This window comes from Ewingella sp. S1.OA.A_B6, from assembly GCF_049889095.1.
In the GTDB taxonomy this organism is placed as follows: Bacteria; Pseudomonadota; Gammaproteobacteria; order Enterobacterales; family Enterobacteriaceae; genus Ewingella.
Genome location: NZ_JBLJFK010000002.1, coordinates 246,173 through 265,938 on the forward strand (window position 1 = coordinate 246,173; position 19,766 = coordinate 265,938).

The 19,766-nt window shown below is 54.0% G+C and carries 16 protein-coding genes; 6 read left to right on the top strand and 10 right to left on the bottom strand.

Annotated elements, in window-relative coordinates; all coding sequences use genetic code 11:
• Positions 1-127: 127 nt before the first annotated feature.
• The 4 genes from brnQ to phoB form a co-directional block, all read right to left on the bottom strand.
• The gene (gene brnQ, locus ACMV8I_RS09385; protein WP_498864954.1) at positions 128-1,447 is read right to left on the bottom strand and encodes a branched-chain amino acid transport system II carrier protein; all 1,320 of its coding nucleotides are present in this window, start codon (positions 1,445-1,447) and stop codon (positions 128-130) included.
• Between the two features lie 446 nt (positions 1,448-1,893).
• Positions 1,894-2,997 carry a cobalamin-independent methionine synthase II family protein gene (locus ACMV8I_RS09390; RefSeq protein ID WP_498864955.1) on the bottom strand — a complete coding sequence of 368 codons (1,104 nt, stop codon included), beginning with the start codon at positions 2,995-2,997 and terminating at the stop codon, positions 1,894-1,896.
• A 243-nt stretch (positions 2,998-3,240) separates the two neighbouring features.
• Positions 3,241-4,566 (bottom strand): phosphate regulon sensor histidine kinase PhoR, encoded by a 1,326-nt coding sequence (gene phoR, locus ACMV8I_RS09395; RefSeq protein ID WP_498864956.1) that lies wholly within the window; start codon positions 4,564-4,566, stop codon positions 3,241-3,243.
• Positions 4,567-4,730: 164 nt separating this feature from the next.
• Positions 4,731-5,420: a phosphate response regulator transcription factor PhoB gene (phoB, locus tag ACMV8I_RS09400; protein WP_188474364.1), complete on the bottom strand. Its 690-nt coding sequence runs from the start codon at positions 5,418-5,420 to the stop codon at positions 4,731-4,733.
• A 240-nt stretch (positions 5,421-5,660) separates the two neighbouring features.
• On the opposite strand from phoB, the gene sbcD reads away from it, so the two are divergent.
• Together sbcD and sbcC are read left to right on the top strand one after the other, a co-directional pair.
• Entirely contained in the window at positions 5,661-6,899 is a 1,239-nt protein-coding gene (gene sbcD / locus ACMV8I_RS09405; RefSeq protein WP_498864957.1) for an exonuclease subunit SbcD, read from the top strand.
• Complete coding sequence (gene sbcC / locus ACMV8I_RS09410) at positions 6,896-10,144, top strand: exonuclease subunit SbcC (RefSeq protein WP_498864958.1); 3,249 nt, start codon at positions 6,896-6,898, stop codon at positions 10,142-10,144. Before sbcD ends, sbcC begins: the two co-directional genes overlap by 4 nt.
• Here the strand turns inward: sbcC and qhpR are convergent.
• Both qhpR and ACMV8I_RS09420 read right to left on the bottom strand, forming a co-directional pair.
• The gene (gene qhpR, locus ACMV8I_RS09415; RefSeq protein WP_498865030.1) at positions 10,106-11,185 is read right to left on the bottom strand and encodes an AraC-like transcriptional regulator QhpR; all 1,080 of its coding nucleotides are present in this window, start codon (positions 11,183-11,185) and stop codon (positions 10,106-10,108) included. The genes sbcC and qhpR overlap by 39 nt on opposite strands.
• A 209-nt stretch (positions 11,186-11,394) precedes the next feature.
• Positions 11,395-12,405 carry a phosphotransferase enzyme family protein gene (locus tag ACMV8I_RS09420; RefSeq protein WP_498864959.1) on the bottom strand — a complete coding sequence of 337 codons (1,011 nt, stop codon included), beginning with the start codon at positions 12,403-12,405 and terminating at the stop codon, positions 11,395-11,397.
• A 37-nt stretch (positions 12,406-12,442) separates the two neighbouring features.
• Here ACMV8I_RS09420 and ACMV8I_RS09425 point away from each other — a divergent pair, with 37 nt between their 5' ends.
• Genes ACMV8I_RS09425 through eat form a run of 3 tightly spaced genes read left to right on the top strand, consistent with a single transcriptional unit; the run spans position 12,443 to position 15,368 of the window.
• Entirely contained in the window at positions 12,443-12,652 is a 210-nt protein-coding gene (locus ACMV8I_RS09425) for a hypothetical protein (protein WP_498864960.1), read from the top strand.
• 5 nt (positions 12,653-12,657) lie between these two features.
• Positions 12,658-13,971 (top strand): aspartate aminotransferase family protein, encoded by a 1,314-nt coding sequence (locus ACMV8I_RS09430; protein WP_498864961.1) that lies wholly within the window; start codon positions 12,658-12,660, stop codon positions 13,969-13,971.
• A 32-nt stretch (positions 13,972-14,003) separates the two neighbouring features.
• A complete protein-coding gene (gene eat / locus ACMV8I_RS09435; RefSeq protein WP_498864962.1) occupies positions 14,004-15,368 on the top strand; it encodes an ethanolamine permease in 1,365 nt (454 codons plus the stop codon).
• A gap of 59 nt (positions 15,369-15,427) precedes the next feature.
• Here eat and mak read toward each other — a convergent pair whose 3' ends face one another.
• Positions 15,428-16,348 (bottom strand): fructokinase, encoded by a 921-nt coding sequence (mak, locus tag ACMV8I_RS09440; RefSeq protein ID WP_498864963.1) that lies wholly within the window; start codon positions 16,346-16,348, stop codon positions 15,428-15,430.
• A 176-nt stretch (positions 16,349-16,524) separates the two neighbouring features.
• On the opposite strand from mak, the gene rdgC reads away from it, so the two are divergent.
• A complete protein-coding gene (gene rdgC, locus ACMV8I_RS09445) occupies positions 16,525-17,439 on the top strand; it encodes a recombination-associated protein RdgC (protein WP_498864964.1) in 915 nt (304 codons plus the stop codon).
• Between the two features lie 91 nt (positions 17,440-17,530).
• Here the strand turns inward: rdgC and ppnP are convergent, their stop codons facing one another.
• The 3 genes from ppnP to ACMV8I_RS09460 all read right to left on the bottom strand — a co-directional run bounded on the left by ppnP (position 17,531) and on the right by ACMV8I_RS09460 (position 19,683).
• Positions 17,531-17,824 (bottom strand): pyrimidine/purine nucleoside phosphorylase, encoded by a 294-nt coding sequence (gene ppnP / locus ACMV8I_RS09450; RefSeq protein ID WP_498864965.1) that lies wholly within the window; start codon positions 17,822-17,824, stop codon positions 17,531-17,533.
• 246 nt (positions 17,825-18,070) lie between these two features.
• The gene (locus ACMV8I_RS09455; protein WP_498864966.1) at positions 18,071-18,748 is read right to left on the bottom strand and encodes an AroM family protein; all 678 of its coding nucleotides are present in this window, start codon (positions 18,746-18,748) and stop codon (positions 18,071-18,073) included.
• A gap of 5 nt (positions 18,749-18,753) precedes the next feature.
• Entirely contained in the window at positions 18,754-19,683 is a 930-nt protein-coding gene (locus ACMV8I_RS09460) for a DUF1177 domain-containing protein (protein ID WP_498864967.1), read from the bottom strand.
• Between the last annotated feature and the right edge of the window lie 83 nt (positions 19,684-19,766).

Here is a 19,766-nt window from a genome sequence, read left to right on the forward strand (position 1 = left end):
ATTTTCATCAAAATAATGGGCGGCTTTACTCAAACCAATGAAAAAGCCACGGAAGGGTTCCCGTGGCCTGTTTGGCGAAAATCAATTATATGATCTAAACATCACTTACGTGAAGCCTCGACGCCAATCACTGATGTACGGTAACACTGCGTTGGCCACTGGCTTTGTCATAGATCCCGACCAATACCATCATCACCAGTGATGGGGGTAGCCATGCCAGCCCCTGAGCCGACAGCGGAAGATGCGAGGTCCAGGCGGGCATAATATCAACCAGTGCGGAGGCTTTTACACCGTCAAGGATGCCAAACAAGAAGCTGACCAGCATCACCGGTGCCACGATGCGGGTAGTGCTATTCCACCAGCGCAGTGTGAAGCTCAGGACCACCAGCACAATACACGGCGGGTAAATCGCCGTCAGCACCGGAATCGAAATCTGAATCAGGTGGCTGAGGCCCAGATTTGATACGAGCATTGAGAACAGGCCCAGAATGAACACCAGCGACTTATACGAAAGTGGCAGATATTGTGCGAAGAACTCGGCGCAAGCACACGTCAGGCCAACCGCCGTCACCATGCAGGCGACGAATATCAGGGCTGCCAGGAAGAAGCTGCCGACACCGCCAAAAGTATGTTCGACATAGGCATGCAGGATCACGGCACCGTTGGTAGCATCCGGCACCAGTGAAGCACTGCTTTCACCCAGTTTAAACAGGCTCAGATAAACCAGCATGAGGCCCATACCGGCAATCAAACCCGCCAGCACGGTATACCGGGTAAGCAATTTTGCATCTGTGACGCCGCGCGAACGCGCCGCATTGACAATGACAATACCAAACACCATGGCACCCAAGGTATCCATAGTCAGATAGCCATTCACAAATCCGCTGGAGAACGGTACCGCCTGATAGGTCTCCGTCGCAGGAATACTGTGACCCGCAGGCCACAACACGGCGGCAATCCCCAGCACGCCCAGCGCGACTATTTTCAACGGCGCAAGAAAGTGCCCAACGGTATCCAGTAATTTTCCCGGATAGAGCGAAATGCCAATCACCAGCGCAAAATAGATCACGCTATAAATGAACAAGGGCAAAGGCGTATCACCGGTCAGTGGCGCGATACCGACTTCAAAAGAAACAGTCGCGGTGCGCGGCGTAGCGAATAGCGGGCCGACGGCAAGATAGCAGACCGTCGCCAGCAGTAAACCGGCGGTGCGGCCAATCGGTGTACTCAGGGCGTCAATTCCCCCCCCGACGCGGGCCAGCGCAACGACGGTTATGACAGGAAGGCCCACCGCCGTTGCCATAAAGCCGGCAGCAGCCCACCAAACTTCGTGCCCAGCCTGTAAACCAACCATCGGAGGGAAAATGATGTTTCCTGCACCGACGAATAAAGCGAAGGTCATAAAACCCAGCGCCAGAATATCTTTGCTTGCTAAACGAGTACTCATGATGGGTGTCGTGATACCTGTTCGAATGAATAAAAGTAACCAGTGCTGGCACCCTGCTCTTTCATCATGAAGATAATACCGTGAGGTACGGCCATTAACGCCAATGTGAGGCAGGAAGAAGCTTAAAACGCCTGATGATATGCAGAAAAAGATGTTGTTATATGCAGGGAGTATCGAGCGACAGCGGGAGCTACGGTAAACGTTTATAGTGCAAAAAGGCAAGCCGTGATCTAAAAAGCAGAAGTTTCAACTATATAATTATTAAAAAGCAGTAATAACCACTAAATAAGCGTTAAAACACATCACATGATATGTATGATTTATAAACAATAAGAAGCACAAGATATGCACGACTGATGCTAAAAGTGCGTGAAACCACCAGATTAAGGTCATTTCACGCACGTTTATAAAGTGTTAAGAGAAGGTTAATCTCCTGATTTTGCAGCTCACCAAATACGTGCAGCGATATCCACAACTAATTTCAGCTTTTCCCACTGCTGTTCTTCACTCAGGCTGTTGCCCTCTTCCGTTGATGCAAAACCGCACTGCGGGCTGAGGCAAATCTGGCTGATATCAATAAATTTGGCCGCTTCCATTAGACGGTTTTCCACCGTTTTCGCCAGCTCCAATTCGCCTGACTTGGTGGTGATCAAGCCCAGCACCGCCTGCTGGTGGCCCGGCTTGATGAAACGTAAGGGTTCAAATCCACCGGAGCGTTCGTTGTCATACTCCAGGAAGAAAGCATCAATATTCACGCCACCAAACAGAATTTCTGCCACCGGTTCATAGCCCCCTTCGGAGATCCAGGTGGAGCGGAAATTACCGCGACACACGTGCAGGCCAATCACCAAATCATCCGGCTTACCGGCAATGGCTTTATTGAGCACATCAGCGTAAGTACGCGCCAACGCTTCAGGTGAGTCCCCCCGCTCACGGATTTGCTTCTTCTGATCTTCGGAACAGAGATAAGCCCACACGGTGTCATCGAGTTGCAAATAACGGCATCCGGCATCATAGAACGCCTGGATAGCATCACGGTAAACTTGTGCCAGATCGTCAAAATACTGCGCCAGATCGGGATAGACCTCTTTACTGATCGCATCACGGCCACCACGGAAATGCATCACACTCGGGCTGGGAATGGTCATTTTTGGCGTGGCGGAACCGCTGATGCTTTTTAGAAAGCGGAAATCCTCCAGCATTGGGTGATCGCTGAACCCAAGCTTGCCGGTGACTTTGATACCCCGCGCCTTGGTCTGCACACCGTTGAACTGGATCCCCTGCACTGCTTCGTAGCCGTCCACGCCGTCCAGCCCCTCGAAGAAATCGAAATGCCACCAGGCACGGCGAAACTCGCCGTCAGTCACGACGTGCAAACCGGCTGCCCTTTGCAGCTCAACTACCCGACGAATCTCGGTATCTTCTACCGCCCGCAGCTGGACGGCATTAATTTCACCGGTCTCAAATTGCTTGCGCGCTTGTTTAAGGGCCGCCGGGCGTAAAAAACTGCCAACGACGTCAGCACGGAACGGAGGGGTTATACGTTGCATGAAAATCTCCTGAAATAGGCACCCCGCCGCTGGCGAAGAGCATATGATTTACAAAGTGAATAATTACCCAAAGTCACATAAAGCCATCCAGATGGCTAAACTTCTTTGAGGCCATCCTGTCATGCAAAGGTTTCACCGACAAACGAGGAATTTTCATGGGACGTGAAGGAAATTCATGACGGAGATGTGATTCGTACGAGCGAAAGATAGCAAGCTGCTCTGCTCGGACAGCAGCTTGCCAGGTTAATCCGGGTGCTTTACCCGACTTTCGCGAATTTGGCCAATCGGAACAATCAGCCGCTGCGGCAGAGTGAACATAAAGCGGGTGCCGGTGCCCACTTCACTGATGATACCCAGCTTGGCGCTGTGATGGCTGAGCGCATGTTTGACGATCGCCAGCCCCAGGCCGCTGCCACCGGTCTGGCGCGAACGGGCCTTGTCTACGCGATAAAAACGCTCAGTCAGACGCGGCAAATGTTGCGGTGCGATGCCAGGTCCGTTATCACTGACCTGAAACTGCGCGCCCAGAGGCGTCTGCTGCCAACTGATTTCAATCCGCGTGCCCGTTGGCGTATGGTTAACTGAGTTATAGACCAGATTCGACACCGCACTACGCAGTTGATCTTCATTGCCAAACACCTGCAACTTGTCATTGACGCGAAATACAATCTCATGGCGCCCGCTGCTTAGCGTCTGCACTTCCCGCTCAAGCATGCCCAGCATCAGCGGCATATCAACCCGCTCATTAAGATCGATGTTAGTCGCGGCCTCAATACGTGACAACGTCAGCAGTTGCTTCACCAGCCCGTCCATGCGGCGGGTCTGTTCCTGCATGGTATCCAGCGCTTTGGTGCGGAAAGGCTCTTCAAGTTTGGCGTCTTCCATCATCTCGAGATAGCCCTGCAACACCGTCAACGGCGTGCGCAGTTCATGGCTAACGTTGGCGAAGAAGTTACGTCGGGCGCCTTCGAGCTGACGCATCTGGGTCACATCGCGCGCTACCATCAGCAACTGTCCTTCAGAATAGGGCATGACGCGAAATTCAACGTAGTGATCATTATTGAGCTGCAGATTCAGTGCACGGTCAAATTCGCGGGCCTGCACCCAGGCGCGGAATTCAGGATAACGCAGCAGGTTGAAAATATGCTGACCGTTATCTTCCGGCCAGCGAAAGCCGAGCAGCTCCTGCGCCAGACCATTACACCAGAAAATATTGCCCTCTTCGGTTGCCAATACGACCGCATCAGGCAGGGATTCTGCACCACTGCGAAAACGCTTAATCAGTTGCCCAAGTTCGCGCCGCCGACGCCGGTTGCGCATTTGCATCTGGTTGAGGCCATAAAACAGCGGCTCCCAGCTCCAGCGTCCATTGGGCGGGGTAATGCTGCGATCGAGCCAAAGCCAGTGAGAGAGTTTAAGCTGGTTATAGTAATTCCAACCCAGCGCCGCCAAAACCGATGCAAAAAGCAGCCATCCGAAATGGCCGAAGAATATACCGATGATCAATGCTGGCAAGCAGAACAGAAACAGTTCACCGGCCAGTCGATTCCAGGACAGACGTTCTAACACACAGATTCTCCGCTATAACTAAGTCAAACCAGTATGCTAGATACCCCAAATAATTCGAGTTGCAGAAAGGAGGCAAATAAAGAAATCCCGATGAGCTTACTTAAGTAAGTGATTCGGGTGACTGAGCGCAGCCAACGCATCTGCAACTTGAAGTATGACGGGTATCAGTAGCGCGTTGAGAAACGGTAACCGGTTCCGCGCACGGTTTGAATCATCCGGTCGTGCCCGCTGCTTTCCAACGCTTTGCGCAGCCGACGAATATGGACGTCCACCGTGCGGTCTTCTACATACACGTTAGTGCCCCAAACGTTATTGAGCAACTGTTCGCGGCTGTAAACGCGTTCTGAATGCGTCATAAAAAAGTGCAGTAATTTAAATTCTGTTGGCCCCATGTCGAGCGCCTGTTCGTTAGCCATCACGCGGTGTGAGGACGGGTCAAGGATCAGGCCCTGCATGTCGATGACGTCTTCCACTGCCATCGGAGAAATGCGGCGCATCACGGCTTTAATGCGCGCGACCAGCTCTTTCGGTGAGAAGGGTTTGGTTATGTAATCGTCAGCACCCACTTCCAGCCCACGCACCCGGTCTTCTTCTTCGCCGCGCGCCGTTAACATCATGACAGGAATTTCACGCGTTAAAGCTTCGCGCTTGAGATGCTTGATAAATTGAATGCCGGAACCGCCCGGTAGCATCCAGTCGAGCAAGATAAGCTCGGGAAAAGGTTCAATCAACCGGGCGATCGCCGAGTCGAAATCTTCCGCTTCAATGGCCTGATAGCCATTCTGTTCCAGTACGAAGCAGACCATTTCACGGATCGGAGCTTCATCTTCAACCACTAATATACGTCTAGCCATCGTAGATCCTGCCAATAGGTTAGCGATCAATTGTTTGATTGCGGAGGCATTATGCGTCAGTTTTGTGACGTTTTTATGACTAAAAAGCATGAAATAACCCCGGCAACCGAACTAAGTGTAGTTAAGCCGTCATTATTACGTCATGTCACTGAAATGTGCCTGATTTAACGGGGACACTCGCACCCGCTGGCGTTTATACTTTGCGGCAATACGTCCGGCACACTTCACCACGGGAGTTTCATGCGCCTGATCCATACCTCAGACTGGCACCTTGGTCAGTATTTTTTCACTAAAAGCCGCGCCGCCGAGCATCAGGAATTTTTACGCTGGCTGACGGAACAGGTGGAAAATCATCAGGTTGACGCGGTGATTGTCGCCGGAGACATTTTCGATACCGGTTCGCCACCGAGTTATGCCCGTGAATTATATAACCGCTTTGTGGTGGAGTTACAGCGTACCGGCTGTCAGCTGATTGTGCTGGCCGGAAATCACGACTCCGTCGCCACACTCAATGAATCACGCGAACTGCTCTCCTGCCTCAACACACGGGTCATTGCCACCGTAGGCGAGGATTTATCGCAGCAAATTTTAGTGCTGAATCAGCGCGACGGTACGCCCGGCGCAGTGCTGTGCGCCATTCCATTTTTGCGCCCGCGTGACCTCATCGCCAGTCAGGCCGGGCAGTCCGGCAGCGATAAACAGCTGGCCTTACAGGAAGCCATTGCCGCGCACTACGATGCACTGTATCAGGCTGCGCTGGCCGAGCGTAAACGCCTCGGCGTGCCGGTGCCGATCATCGCTACCGGCCATCTAACTACCGTCGGTGTCAGCACCTCAGATTCAGTACGTGACATCTATATCGGCACGCTCGACGCCTTCCCCGCGCAGGCTTTTCCGCCGGTTGATTACGTGGCGCTGGGTCATATTCACCGCGCCCAGTGCGTGGCAAAAACCGAACACATCCGTTACAGCGGCTCACCGATTGCACTGAGCTTTGACGAACTGAGCAAAGTAAAAAGCGTCTACTTACTTGATTTCGATGGCGCAACGCTCAATTCCGTCGACACTCTGGAAATTCCGCAATTTCAGCCGATGAAGATGATTAAGGGGCCGCTGGCTGACATCGAACAGCAGTTAAAACAGTTTGCCGGTGCCGATACCGGCAAGCCGGTATGGCTCGATATTGAAGTCGCCACTCAGGATTATCTCAGTGACATTCAAAGACGCATTCAGGCACTGACCGCGGAACTTCCGGTGGAAGTGGTGCTGCTGCGACGCAGCAAAGAGCAGCGGATTAACAGCATCGAACAGCAGGAAAAAGAAACCCTCAGCGAACTGAGCGTCAGCGAAGTGTTTGAACGACGCCTGGCACAGGAAACCGATCCCGACGAACACCGTCAGGCGCGGATGCGCACGCTGTTCGCGCAGGTTGTTGAGCAGGTCACCAGCGAGCAATCGGTTGGGGAGAGCACACCATGAAAATCCTCAGCCTGCGGTTGAAAAACCTGAATTCGCTGGAAGGTGAATGGAAAATCGACTTCACCGCCGAACCCTTTGCCAGCAACGGCTTATTCGCCATTACCGGCCCGACCGGCGCGGGTAAAACTACGCTGCTCGACGCCATCTGCCTGGCGCTTTATCACCAGACGCCGCGCCTGAATGTTTCGCCGACGCAAAACGAGCTCATGACCCGCCACACAGCAGAATCGCTGGCCGAGGTAGAGTTCGAAGTCAAAGGCATTGGCTACCGCGCTTTCTGGAGTCAGCGCCGCGCCAAAAATTCGCCAGAGGGCAACTTGCAGGCGCCAAAAGTGGAGCTGGCATTATTAGCCGACGGCAAAATTTTGGCTGACAAAGTGCGCGACAAGCTCGACGCTATCGCCCAACTGACCGGACTGGACTTTGGCCGTTTCACCAAATCAATGATGCTGTCGCAGGGACAGTTTGCCGCTTTCCTCAATGCCGATGCCAACGACCGCGCCGAACTGCTGGAGGAACTGACCGGCACTGAGATCTACGGCCATCTGTCAGAACAGATATTCGAGCAACATAAGCAAGCGAAGAATCAGCTCGACGGTTTACACCAGCGCATGGCCGGTATTGAATTGCTGAGCCAAGAACAACGTCAGACGCGGGAAGCCGAGCTGAGCGGACTGAATGCGCAGGAAATCAGTCTCAGCCAACAGGCACAACAACGCCAGCGGGACCTCAATTGGCTGCAACAATGGCAGCAGATACAACAAAAACATCTGCACTCTCAGCAGCAACTGGCAGCGGCAGAACAGGAAACGGCTCAGGCCGCGCCGCTACTGCAACAGCTGGCACGCAGCGAACCGGCTGAAAAGCTGCGTCCGCGACTCCTCGAACGCCAGCGCTGCCAAAAAGAAACGCAGGATCTTCAGCAACTGATTTCGCAACTGATTCAACAGCAGGAACAACAGCTTGCGCAGATGACGCCGCTGAACCGGACACTGGAACAGGCGCAGACCATCCGCCAGAAACAGGCCGAAGAGCAGCGTCAACAGGAAACGTTAATTGAAGAGAAAGTGCGTCCGCTGGATAACGACATCGCCCAGTGGCGTAAAACGCAGGCGGACACGCAGCAAGCGCTGAATGACGTTCAGAAACAGGTCAAAGAGCAAAGCATCGCGCTCGAACAGCTGACCACTGAACGTGAGCAACTGGACCAGCAAAGCCGTCAGCATCAGAGCATGCGCACCACGTTGACCGATGCGCTCACCGCGCAGCAGCAGCGCCAGACTGAACTGGAAAAACGCCATCCGCTGGCAGCCTTGCAGAAACGGCAATCCGAACTGGCGCAGCTCCGGCCGGTGCGCCAGCAGCTGTATTCCCTCGGGCAACTCTTTCCTCCGCTGAACCGCCGCTTAGTGCAGCAAAATGCCGATTTCGCGCAGATCCAGACGCAGGTAATGGAAGAAGAACAACTGCTGGGCGCGATCCGTCTGCAATGCCAGAAACAACTCGAACATTTGAATGACGTGAAAGCGCGGCTAAAAAGTGAAGAGTTGATCCTCAGCCTGACGGCTGAGCGGGCAAATTTGCAAAGCGGCAAACCCTGCCCACTTTGCGGCTCGACCTCACACCCAGCAATTGAAAGTTATCAGGACGTGAAACCGTCAGAAACCGCGCAGCGTGCCGAGAAAATGCAGCTCGAATTCGATACAGCAAAAACCCGCGGCATCGAACTGGCCGCGAAGATAAAAAGTATGAAAGAGCAGCAAATACGCCTGCAAACCCAGCTGAAACAAGATCAACAGCAACTGGATTCACACCTCGAAAACTGGCAGCAACTCAGCACCCCGCTGAACCTGACGTTCGGGTTACAGGACACCGATACCGTTCAGCAATGGCTGGTGGAACGCGATCGCGAAGAACAGCAATATCAGGATTTGCTTAGCCAGCACGAACAGCTGTCGCGCGCGCTACAACATGCCAAAGATACTCTGAACGACGCACTCAACCAGCAGCAAAAGACACAACAACAGACCGCATTGCTGACAGAGCGCTTTACATTGACTCAACAAAATCAGACGAAATTTCAGGAACAGCTTGAACGTCTGCAAAAACAATTTACAGACGGCGAGAAAACGCTGGCGGAACGGCGTGCGAAGCGCAGGGAACTGTTCGGCGATCGCCAAATTGCACAGGTTCGCGAGCAGTTGCATCAGCAGCAGCTGGCGGCCGAGAAAGCGATCACAGAAGCGGCGGAATTGCTGCGTAAAGCGCAGGAACAACGCGATAAGTTGGCCGGTCAGCTTGCCAGTACGCAACAACATCAGCATCAGGCCACGGTGCGATCACAACAGGCGGAAAGCGACTGGCAACGGGCGCTGGGCAACAGCGACTTCGCCGACGAAGAGGCGGTAAAACAGGCGTTACTGGACGATGCACTGCGTCAGCAACTGCAGCAACGCAAAGAACGGCTGCAACAACAACTGGCGCAGGCACAGGCGCTGCTGAGCGATGCGAAAGATCAGTTAGAAAAACATCGCCTGGCGCGCCCTGCTCATCTCAGTGAAACCGAAAGCGATCTTGCTCAACTCATCGCCGAACAGGATGCGCTGGCGCAACGGCTAAAAGGGTTACAGCAGCGTCTGGGCGAAGTGAATAATCAGTTGAAGTTCGACCAAGAGCGTCACAGCGGACAACAGGCGCTGATCGCCCAGATTGCGCAGGCACAGCTTACCGGCGATGACTGGGGCTATCTTAACCAGATGATTGGCTCCAGCGACGGTGCGAAGTTCCGCAAATTTGCGCAGGGCCTGACGCTGGATCATCTGGTCTATTTAGCCAACAAACAGCTGGAAAAGCTGCATGGTCGCTATCTGTTACAGCGCAAAACCAGCGATGCACTGGAGTTACAGGTGGTGGATACCTGGCAGGCCGACGCGGTGCGCGACACCCGTACGCTGTCAGGCGGCGAAAGTTTCCTGGTCAGTCTGGCGCTGGCGCTGGCGTTGTCCGATCTGGTCAGCGATAAGACCCGCATCGATTCTCTGTTCCTCGACGAAGGTTTTGGCACTCTTGATGCCGATACGCTCGACACCGCGCTCGATGCCCTCGACAGTCTGAATGCTTCAGGGAAAACCATCGGTGTCATCAGCCACGTCGAAGCGATGAAAGACCGCATTCCGGTGCAGATCAAAGTCACTAAAGTTAACGGCTTAGGCGTCAGCCGCCTGAGCAGTGAATTTAAAGTCTGATAGTTTCCCAGCCAAACCTGTCTGTCGCCATTGACGCGGGCTGACCCCGAACCAGCGGCGGAAAGCCCGCGAAAAAGCGCTGACTTCGGAATACCCCAGCAGCAGCGCCATTTCAGAAATCGGCAGTTGCTGCTGTTGCAGGTAATGAGTAGCCAGTTCGCAGCGGACGTTATCCACCAGTTGAGTGAAAGTCAGGTTTTGTTCACGCAGGCGGCGCTGTAACGAACTCGGTGACATGCCCATTTTATCGGCTACGTCATCCAGCGCCGGTTCCCCACGCAACAACGCCTGCCGCACCCGCGAACGGGCGCTGTCTACTACTGACTGCTGCGCGGGTGCATCAGCATTCAGGCGGCGGATAGCGTCCTGCATCACCAGTAACAGAGTCTGGTCACGTTCGGGCATAGTGCGCTGTAAATCACGCTTGGGGATCAGCAGCGAGTTGTAAGGCTGGTCAAAGTAGACCGGTGCATCAAAGACTTTGCAGTGCTCGTGCCACTGTTGCGGGCGCGGATGTTCAAAATGCACTTCGCGCGGTGCCCAGCTTTTGCCCAGTCCGTGACGTAATAAGTTAAGGATCATGCCCAACGTCAGTTCGGCGTCCTGGCGCTTGCACAAAATGCTGCCGTGACGGACCTGATAGTCAAAGCGGTAATGATCGCCTTTGTCGACCAGACGGGTCAGCGTGTTGTGTTGATGAAAAGGAAAGGCATTCACGACATTCTGAATCGCCGCCTCTACCGTGGTTGAACACAGGCCAATATAACCAATCAGGCCCAATGACTGCGGTTTAAACTGCTTGCCGTAGTGCAAACCGAAATTATCACAGCCCGACTGCACGGCAGCTTCCTCCAGCACCTGACAGTAATTAGTCAGCCCGAGGCTTAGCGTCGGCTGTTGTAACAATTCAGGATTGATGCGGCAGATGCCGAGCACGCGGTCGACATCTGCCCCCTTGGAAAGAATGAATTCGCTCAACCCTGAGGCGGCGGCGGCCAGGACACCGCGGTTAGAGGTATCGTGCTGATCGAGCGCACCCATCGCCCGTCTCAGGCCCGGTTGAAGCCCAATGGGCGACTGAAGTAAAGGTTCAGTGTGCATTATCTCTCACTCCATCACGCAAACAGGTGAAAGGTTTTTGCAAGTTTCATACCAGCGTTTGAAAAATGATAAACCGAATAATGACAGCCAATTAGCGCGGCACACAAACTTACGACAGCCCCTGACGCACGAAATACGTGCAATCTGCCTCAGGCCAGCACCAGCCCGACGCGCACCATCGCCAGATAATCGCGGCACAAACGCAGACTTTCGGCTTCCCAGTTATCCCCCAGACTTTGCGCCATTTCGGTAGTGGCATGTGAGCCACGCCAGGCCAGTAGCTGAATACGTCGCTGGACGATCATCGTCGGGATCACGGCCAGATCGGCATCGCTCAGCGGACAGATTGTCTGGTAGCCGCGCAACCAGTGCTCAACCCACTCTGCCGCACGGGGATGATGCTCAACGAAGCTGATTGCCGCCGCCGCGTCGTGCATATACCAGCCCATCCCGCAGTCATCAAAATCGATCACCCGCGTTTCGCCTTCATGCAGCAATAAATTAGTCAGACGTAAATCAGCATGGATCAGGCCATAACGCCGATCGCTTTTGCCGTAGTCATGCAACACGCGGCGGATCTGCGCCAGCGTCTCCTCTATCAGCGGGAAGTCCCGCTCACTGATGCCCGGTGCGTCCTGCCAGCGGCCCCAGTGACCTTGCGAACCCACCATACTGTCATGATCCCAGACAATGCGGCGAAAGTTGGCAGGCGGTACCCAGCGCTGACTGTGCTGATGCAAACGGGCAGTGACTTCTCCCAGTTGCGCGAAAGCGCGCGGGTCAACGTCGGTAGTCGGCATGTTGCCGTCAATCCAGCGGAACATCACTATGTTGCGATTTTCAGTGGTGCTGACGGGCAGCGTCTGCACGTAACGGCCATCAATCCCCGTCAGCGGTTCGGGCACCACGATGCCGGTATCGCGCAGCGCATCAAGCCACGCCAACTCGCTCTCGATCTCATCACGCTGATGGTAATCCCCGCGATGGATCCGTAACGCAAAGCGCAGGCCATCGTTGCCACGCACCATAAATGTGGCGTTTTCAGAACGACATAACAACGAAAGCTGACCGTGAAAGGCAGCGGGATAGCGCTGTAATGCTTCACTGGCAAGCTTATTCAGGCTGGCTTGATCGAGGGTATCAGACTGTTTGGCATTCATGGGTTTCACTCCTGGCTCACTTCAATGAGCCTTCAGAATGAAAGCCGCCCACATTTACCGCTTGACCTGGCGGCAGCAAATATTGACAGCAGGACACGCTCTGGCTGGTGAACGTGAAAACTTGACCGCAGAGCACGGCGATCGCGGTGTTGGGGTCAAGTTTTGCCGCCGAACCGGGCGCATTATCGAAAAACGTTCAGCGCCGGACCGTCCGGTAATGAAGCCCTCACCGCCCGCCAGGAGATAATGACCATGTTGAAAACCAATGCTTTTGATGCTGCTACCAGCGGTAATATTCCGGCCGAAAGTCTGGTGATGATCGAACGTCGCCGCCGCCTGCTCGGTCCGGCCTATCAGTTATTTTATAAAAACCCGGTGCATCTGGTGCGTGGCGAAGGCGTCTGGGTCTACGACGCCGAAGGTCGCCGCTATCTCGACGTCTATAACAACGTGCCGTCAGTGGGACACTGCCACCCACACGTGCTGGAGGCATTGGTGCGTCAGGCTTCCACTATTAATACTCACACCCGCTACCTGCATGAAAATGTGCTGAACTTTGCCGAGAAGTTGCTCAGCACTATGCCTGCCGAATTGAGCCAGGTGATGTTCACGTGCACCGGCAGCGAAGCCAACGATCTGGCGCTGCGTATTGCCGAAGATTTTACCGGCGGCACCGGCGTTATCGTGACGGAATTCAGCTATCACGGCATGACCAAAGCCATTGCAGGCTTGTCAGCATCCATGGGGCCTTACGTCAAAGTAAACGGTGATGCGCGGGTCATTCCGGCCCCTATTCACAATCAGGCAGATCCAGCGGCAGTGGGCAAGAAATTTGCCAATGATATTCGCGCCGCACTGGCCGATATGCGCCGCCACGGCATTAAACCGGCAGCGTTAATGATTGACACCTTTTTCACCAGCGACGGAGGTTTCTTCGATCCGGCAGGTTTCTTGCAAGAAGCTATCAATGTGGTGCATGAAGCAGGAGCGTTGTATATCGCCGATGAAGTCCAGCCAGGTTACGGCCGTTCAGGCGAACATTGGTGGGGATTCCAGCGTCACGGCGTGCTGCCGGACATCGTGACGCTCGGTAAACCGATGGGCAACGGTCACCCGATGGCAGGCATCACCATTCAGCCGCATATCCTTGAGCGTTTCGGCAATGAGTCGAGCTATTTCAACACGTTCGGCGGTAATACGGTGTCATCCGCCGTCGGGCTGGCGGTGCTGGAAGTCATTGAACAGGAGAACCTCATTCCAGGCGTTGCCCGCGCGGGGAAAGCCATTCTTGAGGGCATCAGTGCCCTGGCAGAACGCTTCCCGTCGATTGGCAGCGTGCGCGGTGCAGGGCTGTTTGTCAGCGTCGATTTCGTGACCGCTGATGGTGCACCGGACTCCGCAACTGCACTGGCGGTGGTCAACGCACTGCGTGAGGAAGGCGTATTGATCGGCGCCTCTGGCCCTCACGCCAATATTCTGAAAATTCGCCCGCCGCTGGTGTTCACCGCCGAACACAGCCAGATCCTGGTCAGCGCGCTGGAAAATGTCTTAAGCAAAATGTTCTGACCTTCCCTTTTATCTGGTTTCAGGAGAGCACGATGACATCACAACTTAAACCAACGCTCGGCACGCTGCATCTGTGGGCAATTGCTGTCGGACTGGTAATTTCCGGTGAATATTTTGGCTGGAGCTACGGCTGGGGCGTGGCAGGGACACTGGGCTTTCTGGTCACCACCTTACTGGTCGCCACCATGTACACTTGTTTTATTTTCAGTTTCACCGAGCTGACGACCGCCATTCCTCACGCAGGTGGGCCTTTTGCCTATAGTCGCCGCGCCTTCGGGGAAACCGGCGGATTAATTGCAGGGATGGCCACGCTGATTGAATTTGTTTTCGCACCGCCCGCCATTGCGCTGGCGATCGGAGCTTATCTGAATGTGCAATTTCCTGATCTTAATCCGAAAATCGCAGCGGTCGGTGCCTATGTGGTGTTTATGGGGCTAAACATTTTAGGCGTCAAGTTGGCTGCCGTGTTTGAACTGGTGGTCACCGTGCTGGCGGTTCTTGAATTGCTGGTGTTTATGGGCGTGGTCGCACCGGGGTTCAGCATGAGTCATTTTGTACTCAACGGCTGGGCCGGCGGCGAGCATTTCGGTATGTCGGCGTTCTCTGGCATTTTTGCCGCCATTCCCTTTGCTATCTGGTTTTTCCTGGCCATCGAGGGCGCAGCGATGGCCGCAGAAGAAGCCAAGGATCCAAAACGCACCATCCCTAAAGCCTATATCAGCGGCATTCTGACGCTGGTGGTGTTAGCCCTCGGCGTGATGGTGATGGCCGGTGGCGCAGGTGACTGGAGCAAGCTCTCCAATATTAATGATCCGCTGCCGCAAGCAATGAAGATGGTGGTGGGTGAGAATTCCGGCTGGATGCATATGCTGGTTTGGATTGGTCTGTTCGGCCTGGTTGCCAGCTTCCACGGCATTATTCTGGGTTATTCACGCCAGTTCTTTGCGCTGGCCCGCGCCGGTTATCTACCCTCCGGCCTGGCAAAATTGTCACGCTATCAGACGCCACACCGTGCAATTCTGCTCGGCGGTGTGATTGGTATTGCGGCGATTTTCAGCGACGGTTTAATCAATTTGCAGGGCATGTCACTGACGGCTGCGATGATCACCATGGCGGTGTTTGGCGCCATCGTGATGTACTTAATGAGCATGATGAGCCTGTTCCGGTTACGTAAGATTGCGCCTGAAATGGAGCGCAGTTTCCGCGCTCCTGGCTATCCGGTGGTGCCCGCTATCGCGCTGATTTTAGCGGCGGTGTGTCTGGTAGCAATGGTGTGGTTTAACCTGGTAATTTTCGGCGTATTCGTGCTGTTTATGGCCTGCGGTTATCTCTACTTCATGGCAACCAAAGTACAACGCAGTAATGCACCGAAAGATTTAATGCTGGAAGGCGAGTGATAAAAACGGTCTGGGTGAGCAATCGCACAGACCGTTTTTTACGGGATGATAAAGCAAAGTTAAAGGGAGGAGCGCCCTTGCGGCCACAGCCACGCGGCGCCGCGCACACCACTGGAGTCGCCGTGGGTCGCTTTAAGGATTGGCGTTTCACATTCACCGCCGAATACCCACTGTTTCACCAACAAAGGGACGGTCTGATACAGGCGGTCAACGTTGCTCATTCCCCCTCCGAGGACAATCACATCGGGGTCGAGGATATTCACCACATTTGCCAGTGCCTTTGCTAAACGACGTTCATAGCGGCTAAGCGCCAGTTCAGCGACCGGGTCACTTTCATCGGCCAGTTTAATAATTTCCGCGCCTTTTCGGCGTTGGGTTGAGAGACGGAAATAGTCCTCCTCAAAGCCGGTACCGGAGCAGAAGGTCTCCACGCAGCCCGACTTACCGCAATAACAGGGCACTTCCTGCGCGAAACGGATTTCGTCTTCGTCGGGCCACGGCAGGGGATTATGGCCCCACTCCCCCGCGTTGCCGTTTCCGCCGGCATGGGCTTCAGTGCCCAATGCGATACCGGAACCACAGCCAGTACCGATGATCACCGCAAACACCGTTTTCTTTCCTGCACCTGAGCCATCGGTCGCTTCCGATACGGCGAAACAGTTAGCATCGTTGGCAATCCGCACTTCGCGCCCCAGCAGTGTGGCAAGATCTTCGTCCAAATGCTGGCCGTTCAGCCACACCGAGTTGGCATTTTTGACCTTGCCGGTAAACGGCGACAATGTGCCCGGAATACCCAGCCCCACGCTGCCGCGATGGCCGGTTGCTTTTTCGGCATCCAGCACCAGCCCTTCAATGGCTTTCAGGGTTTTTTCGTAATCGTTGCGTGGGGTGTCTACACGCTTGCGGAACAGCTCATGACCGCCATCCGACAACGCAATCACTTCAATTTTTGTTCCACCTAAGTCAATGCCAATTCGCACAGGTGCCTCACTTGTTTTATGTCTGCGGTTCAGAGTGTTCAGGTTAATCAGTGTAGAACCCAACGGCGAGTCTGCTGGAAGATTTCCTAACGACGCACGTCGCTCAATTGGGTATCATGCCGCCCTGCATTCTATAAATCAGCGTACCTCGTGTGCGCACGGACAGGGATAACATCATGTTATGGTTTAAAAATTTGTTGGTCTACCGTTTGAGCCGTGAAGTCTCTTTGTCTGCCGACGAGATGGAAAAGCAGCTAAGCGCTTTCACTTTTACGCCTTGCGGCAGTCAGGACATGGCGAAGACCGGTTGGGTCTCACCTATGGGTTCTCACGGCGGTGACGCGCTGACGCATTCACATAATGGCCAGATCCTGCTGTGTGTCCGTCAGGAACAGAAGATCCTACCTTCTCCAGTGATTAAGCAGGAGTTACAGGCAAAAATCGACCAGATTGAAGGCGAACAGCATCGTAAGCTGAAAAAGACCGAAAAAGATTCGCTGAAAGATGAAGTTTTGCACACATTGATGCCCCGTGCGTTCAGCCGTTTCAGTCAGACCTATATGTGGGTCGACACCGTCAACGATCTGATCATGGTAGATGCCGCCAGCGCCAAGAAAGCCGAAGACATGCTGGCATTGCTGCGCAAAAGTCTGGGTTCGCTGCCCGTTGTTCCGCTGACGATGGAAAGTCCGATTGAACTGACGCTGACCGAATGGGTACGTTCTGGTGAAACACCGGCCGGCTTTACCCTGCAGGATGAAGCCGAGTTGAAAGCCATTCTGGAAGAAGGCGGCGTGATCCGCTGCAAGAAACAGGCACTGGTCAGTGACGAAATCGCCACGCACATCGAGAACGGTAAGCTGGTGACCAAACTGGCCGTGGAATGGCAGGAACGTATCGCGGTAGTGCTGGCCGATGACGGCAGCATTAAGCGCCTGAAATTCAGCGATGTGATCCGCGAACAGAATGACGATATCGACAGGGAAGATTTCGCGCAGCGTTTCGATGCTGATTTTATCCTGATGACCGGTGAAATTACCGCGCTGATCAAAAATCTGGTGGAAGCACTGGGCGGCGAAGCACAACGTTAATGAATATCGCAGCAGTGCTCTTCATGTGCTGCAATAAATGACTAAAGGACGCATTAGCGTCCTTTTCATTGCTACAAGCCAACGTAAGAAATTATTTACTCAGGTATTTGCACAGGTAAGCGGTAGCTTCAACCACTTGCAGGTTGAACTCGCTTTGGCCCGGCACATAGAATTTTTCACCCGGCATAAACACCTGCCAATCCGGCGAGCCAGGTAATAACACTTTCAGGGAGCCGAGTAAAACGGTCATCTCTTCAGGTTTATCGGTACTGAAGGTGTACTCTCCCTTTTCCATCACGCCGACGCTGGCGGGACAACCCGCGCTGTCGCTGTCAAAACCAATCGACTTTACCTTTCCTGCAAAATACTCATTATTTTTCAACATAGATTGGCCCTTGGCGATAAGTTTCAGAATCTCCATAGTAGGGGCAGGAAAGGGCTGCTGTCACTGATTATTGTTGGTTTTTGGATGAGTCCCGAGGTATGCCGCAAAGGCAAGATACTGATTTGATTTTATTTGGTGGCAGTGCCATTCTGGATAGTTACGATCGTACCTGCTTTGTTTCAACTGCAGACTAGCGCAATAAAAAGGCCTGTATCTCAGGCCTTTTTTGATCTTGACGCGGTACTCTCAGACAATCAGTTCCGCGGCCAGTTTTGCAACCAGCACGTTAGAGAGCAGAACCGGGATGCCAAGTTTGCTTTGCAGCAGATCACCGTGCTGACGGTGGTAGCCAATACAGTCCAGCACTACAACCTGGGCGCCCTGCTCTTCCAACGCCAGTGCGGCTTCAGTCAGTTTCTCTTCATCAGCCAGATAAGGGCTGGCAACGGCAAAACAGGGGGCTTTCGACAGCGTCGACCATTTGGTGGCCTGCTCCGCAATTTGTGACTCGACAGGCACCACAATGCCAACCTGGTGCGTACCAACAATCGCGCGGATCAGTGGAGGAATAATGCGGTCCGGCTCAAGCAACATGGCGTTTTTAGCCTGCAGGCTATGAAAAACGCCGGTGCATAACAGCAGAATTGTTTCGCAACCCAGAGCTTCCAGCCAGTCGACCTTCTCCTGCAATCCCTGTTCGACACTGTGCGAACCCAAGGTGACCTGCGTTCCATCCAGCAAGCGCGAAACCAGCTGAGGCTCATCAACTGCGGGTGAATAACGCTGCTCAATTTGCTGTAGCGTCATACCGTCGAGCAGGCCAATGTGGGTCACCGACTCTTCAGGAAGATATTCCATCAACAGCGGCATGATATCGCTGCGCGGGGCTTGACCGATAGTTAAGGTCGCAAAGGATGTCATCATAGTGATTATTTCCGGTTTTGCAGGTGGCGCAAGCTTCCGTACAGCGACAACAACAGTTGATATTCGTCGGCATCAAAAAATCGGCAGGTGCCGCGACTAAACTCCTTCGCCACTTCGACAACAAATTTTGCCGCCAGCGCGATGTCGACTTCATGGCTTGCGCCCGTTCCGCAGCCCGGCACCACCGATTCGGCAGTGATCGCTACACCGACAACGGGTACGTCAGTGGCCGTGGAAGGTTGTAGAATGCTGTTAAGATGGTGAACACCGTTGCCATAAGGCGTGATGTCCTGTGTGGTGATCGGGAAAGTTACCGCGGGTTTGCCCGTGGTCATCTCCATGATGCGCAGTAAATCTTCGGAGATCCGCAGGATATAACCCTCTTTCACCGTCGGCGATATGGCAAAGCCTTTGTGATTGATGATGCGGTTACCTTTGGTGGTATCGATGGACAAAATGGCGTCCACACCTTCTACCACTTCATTCTCATTCATGGTGACATCGTCAATAGGCGAGTCCATGAAATCAACCGGGTCATGCGGCCGGGTTGGCGCATTGGGGCAAATGTGGGTAGTGATAATCACATCGCCGTCAAGAACATCGCCTTTACGTTGCATATCAGCCAGCTTGAGCGCGCTGGTGACCGCTGCAATGGCACCGTCGGCATCAGAGACTACGCCGATACGCGTAGGACGCGCACCAATACCGCCCAGACGACCAATAATGCCGAGCGTCGGGGCATTGCCTCCACGGCTTTTCCCCTGGCTACCTGGGACGATAATACGCACAAAATCAGTGCCACCCTTTGGGCCGTCGGCACGATGGGTGCTGGCGGTGACATCGGGATAGCCCGCGAATAAGTCCACTACATCCTGACCGCTGACGTAAGCACTGTCGATCACGTCGAACACGATCAACGCCTGTTGTAAACTCATCATGTTTCCTTTTAGGGCATCGCGGCAGGCGCTCTGGGAGCGCACCAACCAAAACTGCCGCGATGTGGGTTCAGCTTTTCATT

Coding starts and splice junctions, on each gene's coding strand:
- brnQ (WP_498864954.1), bottom strand. CDS start 1,447: ATGAGTACTCGTTTAGCAAGCAAAGATATTCTGGCGCTGGGTTTTATG.
- ACMV8I_RS09390 (WP_498864955.1), bottom strand. CDS start 2,997: ATGCAACGTATAACCCCTCCGTTCCGTGCTGACGTCGTTGGCAGTTTT.
- phoB (WP_188474364.1), bottom strand. CDS start 5,420: ATGGCTAGACGTATATTAGTGGTTGAAGATGAAGCTCCGATCCGTGAA.
- sbcD (WP_498864957.1), top strand. CDS start 5,661: ATGCGCCTGATCCATACCTCAGACTGGCACCTTGGTCAGTATTTTTTC.
- sbcC (WP_498864958.1), top strand. CDS start 6,896: ATGAAAATCCTCAGCCTGCGGTTGAAAAACCTGAATTCGCTGGAAGGT.
- qhpR (WP_498865030.1), bottom strand. CDS start 11,185: ATGGGTGCGCTCGATCAGCACGATACCTCTAACCGCGGTGTCCTGGCC.
- ACMV8I_RS09420 (WP_498864959.1), bottom strand. CDS start 12,405: ATGAATGCCAAACAGTCTGATACCCTCGATCAAGCCAGCCTGAATAAG.
- ACMV8I_RS09425 (WP_498864960.1), top strand. CDS start 12,443: ATGAAAGCCGCCCACATTTACCGCTTGACCTGGCGGCAGCAAATATTG.
- ACMV8I_RS09430 (WP_498864961.1), top strand. CDS start 12,658: ATGTTGAAAACCAATGCTTTTGATGCTGCTACCAGCGGTAATATTCCG.
- eat (WP_498864962.1), top strand. CDS start 14,004: ATGACATCACAACTTAAACCAACGCTCGGCACGCTGCATCTGTGGGCA.
- rdgC (WP_498864964.1), top strand. CDS start 16,525: ATGTTATGGTTTAAAAATTTGTTGGTCTACCGTTTGAGCCGTGAAGTC.
- ppnP (WP_498864965.1), bottom strand. CDS start 17,824: ATGTTGAAAAATAATGAGTATTTTGCAGGAAAGGTAAAGTCGATTGGT.
- ACMV8I_RS09455 (WP_498864966.1), bottom strand. CDS start 18,748: ATGATGACATCCTTTGCGACCTTAACTATCGGTCAAGCCCCGCGCAGC.
- ACMV8I_RS09460 (WP_498864967.1), bottom strand. CDS start 19,683: ATGAGTTTACAACAGGCGTTGATCGTGTTCGACGTGATCGACAGTGCT.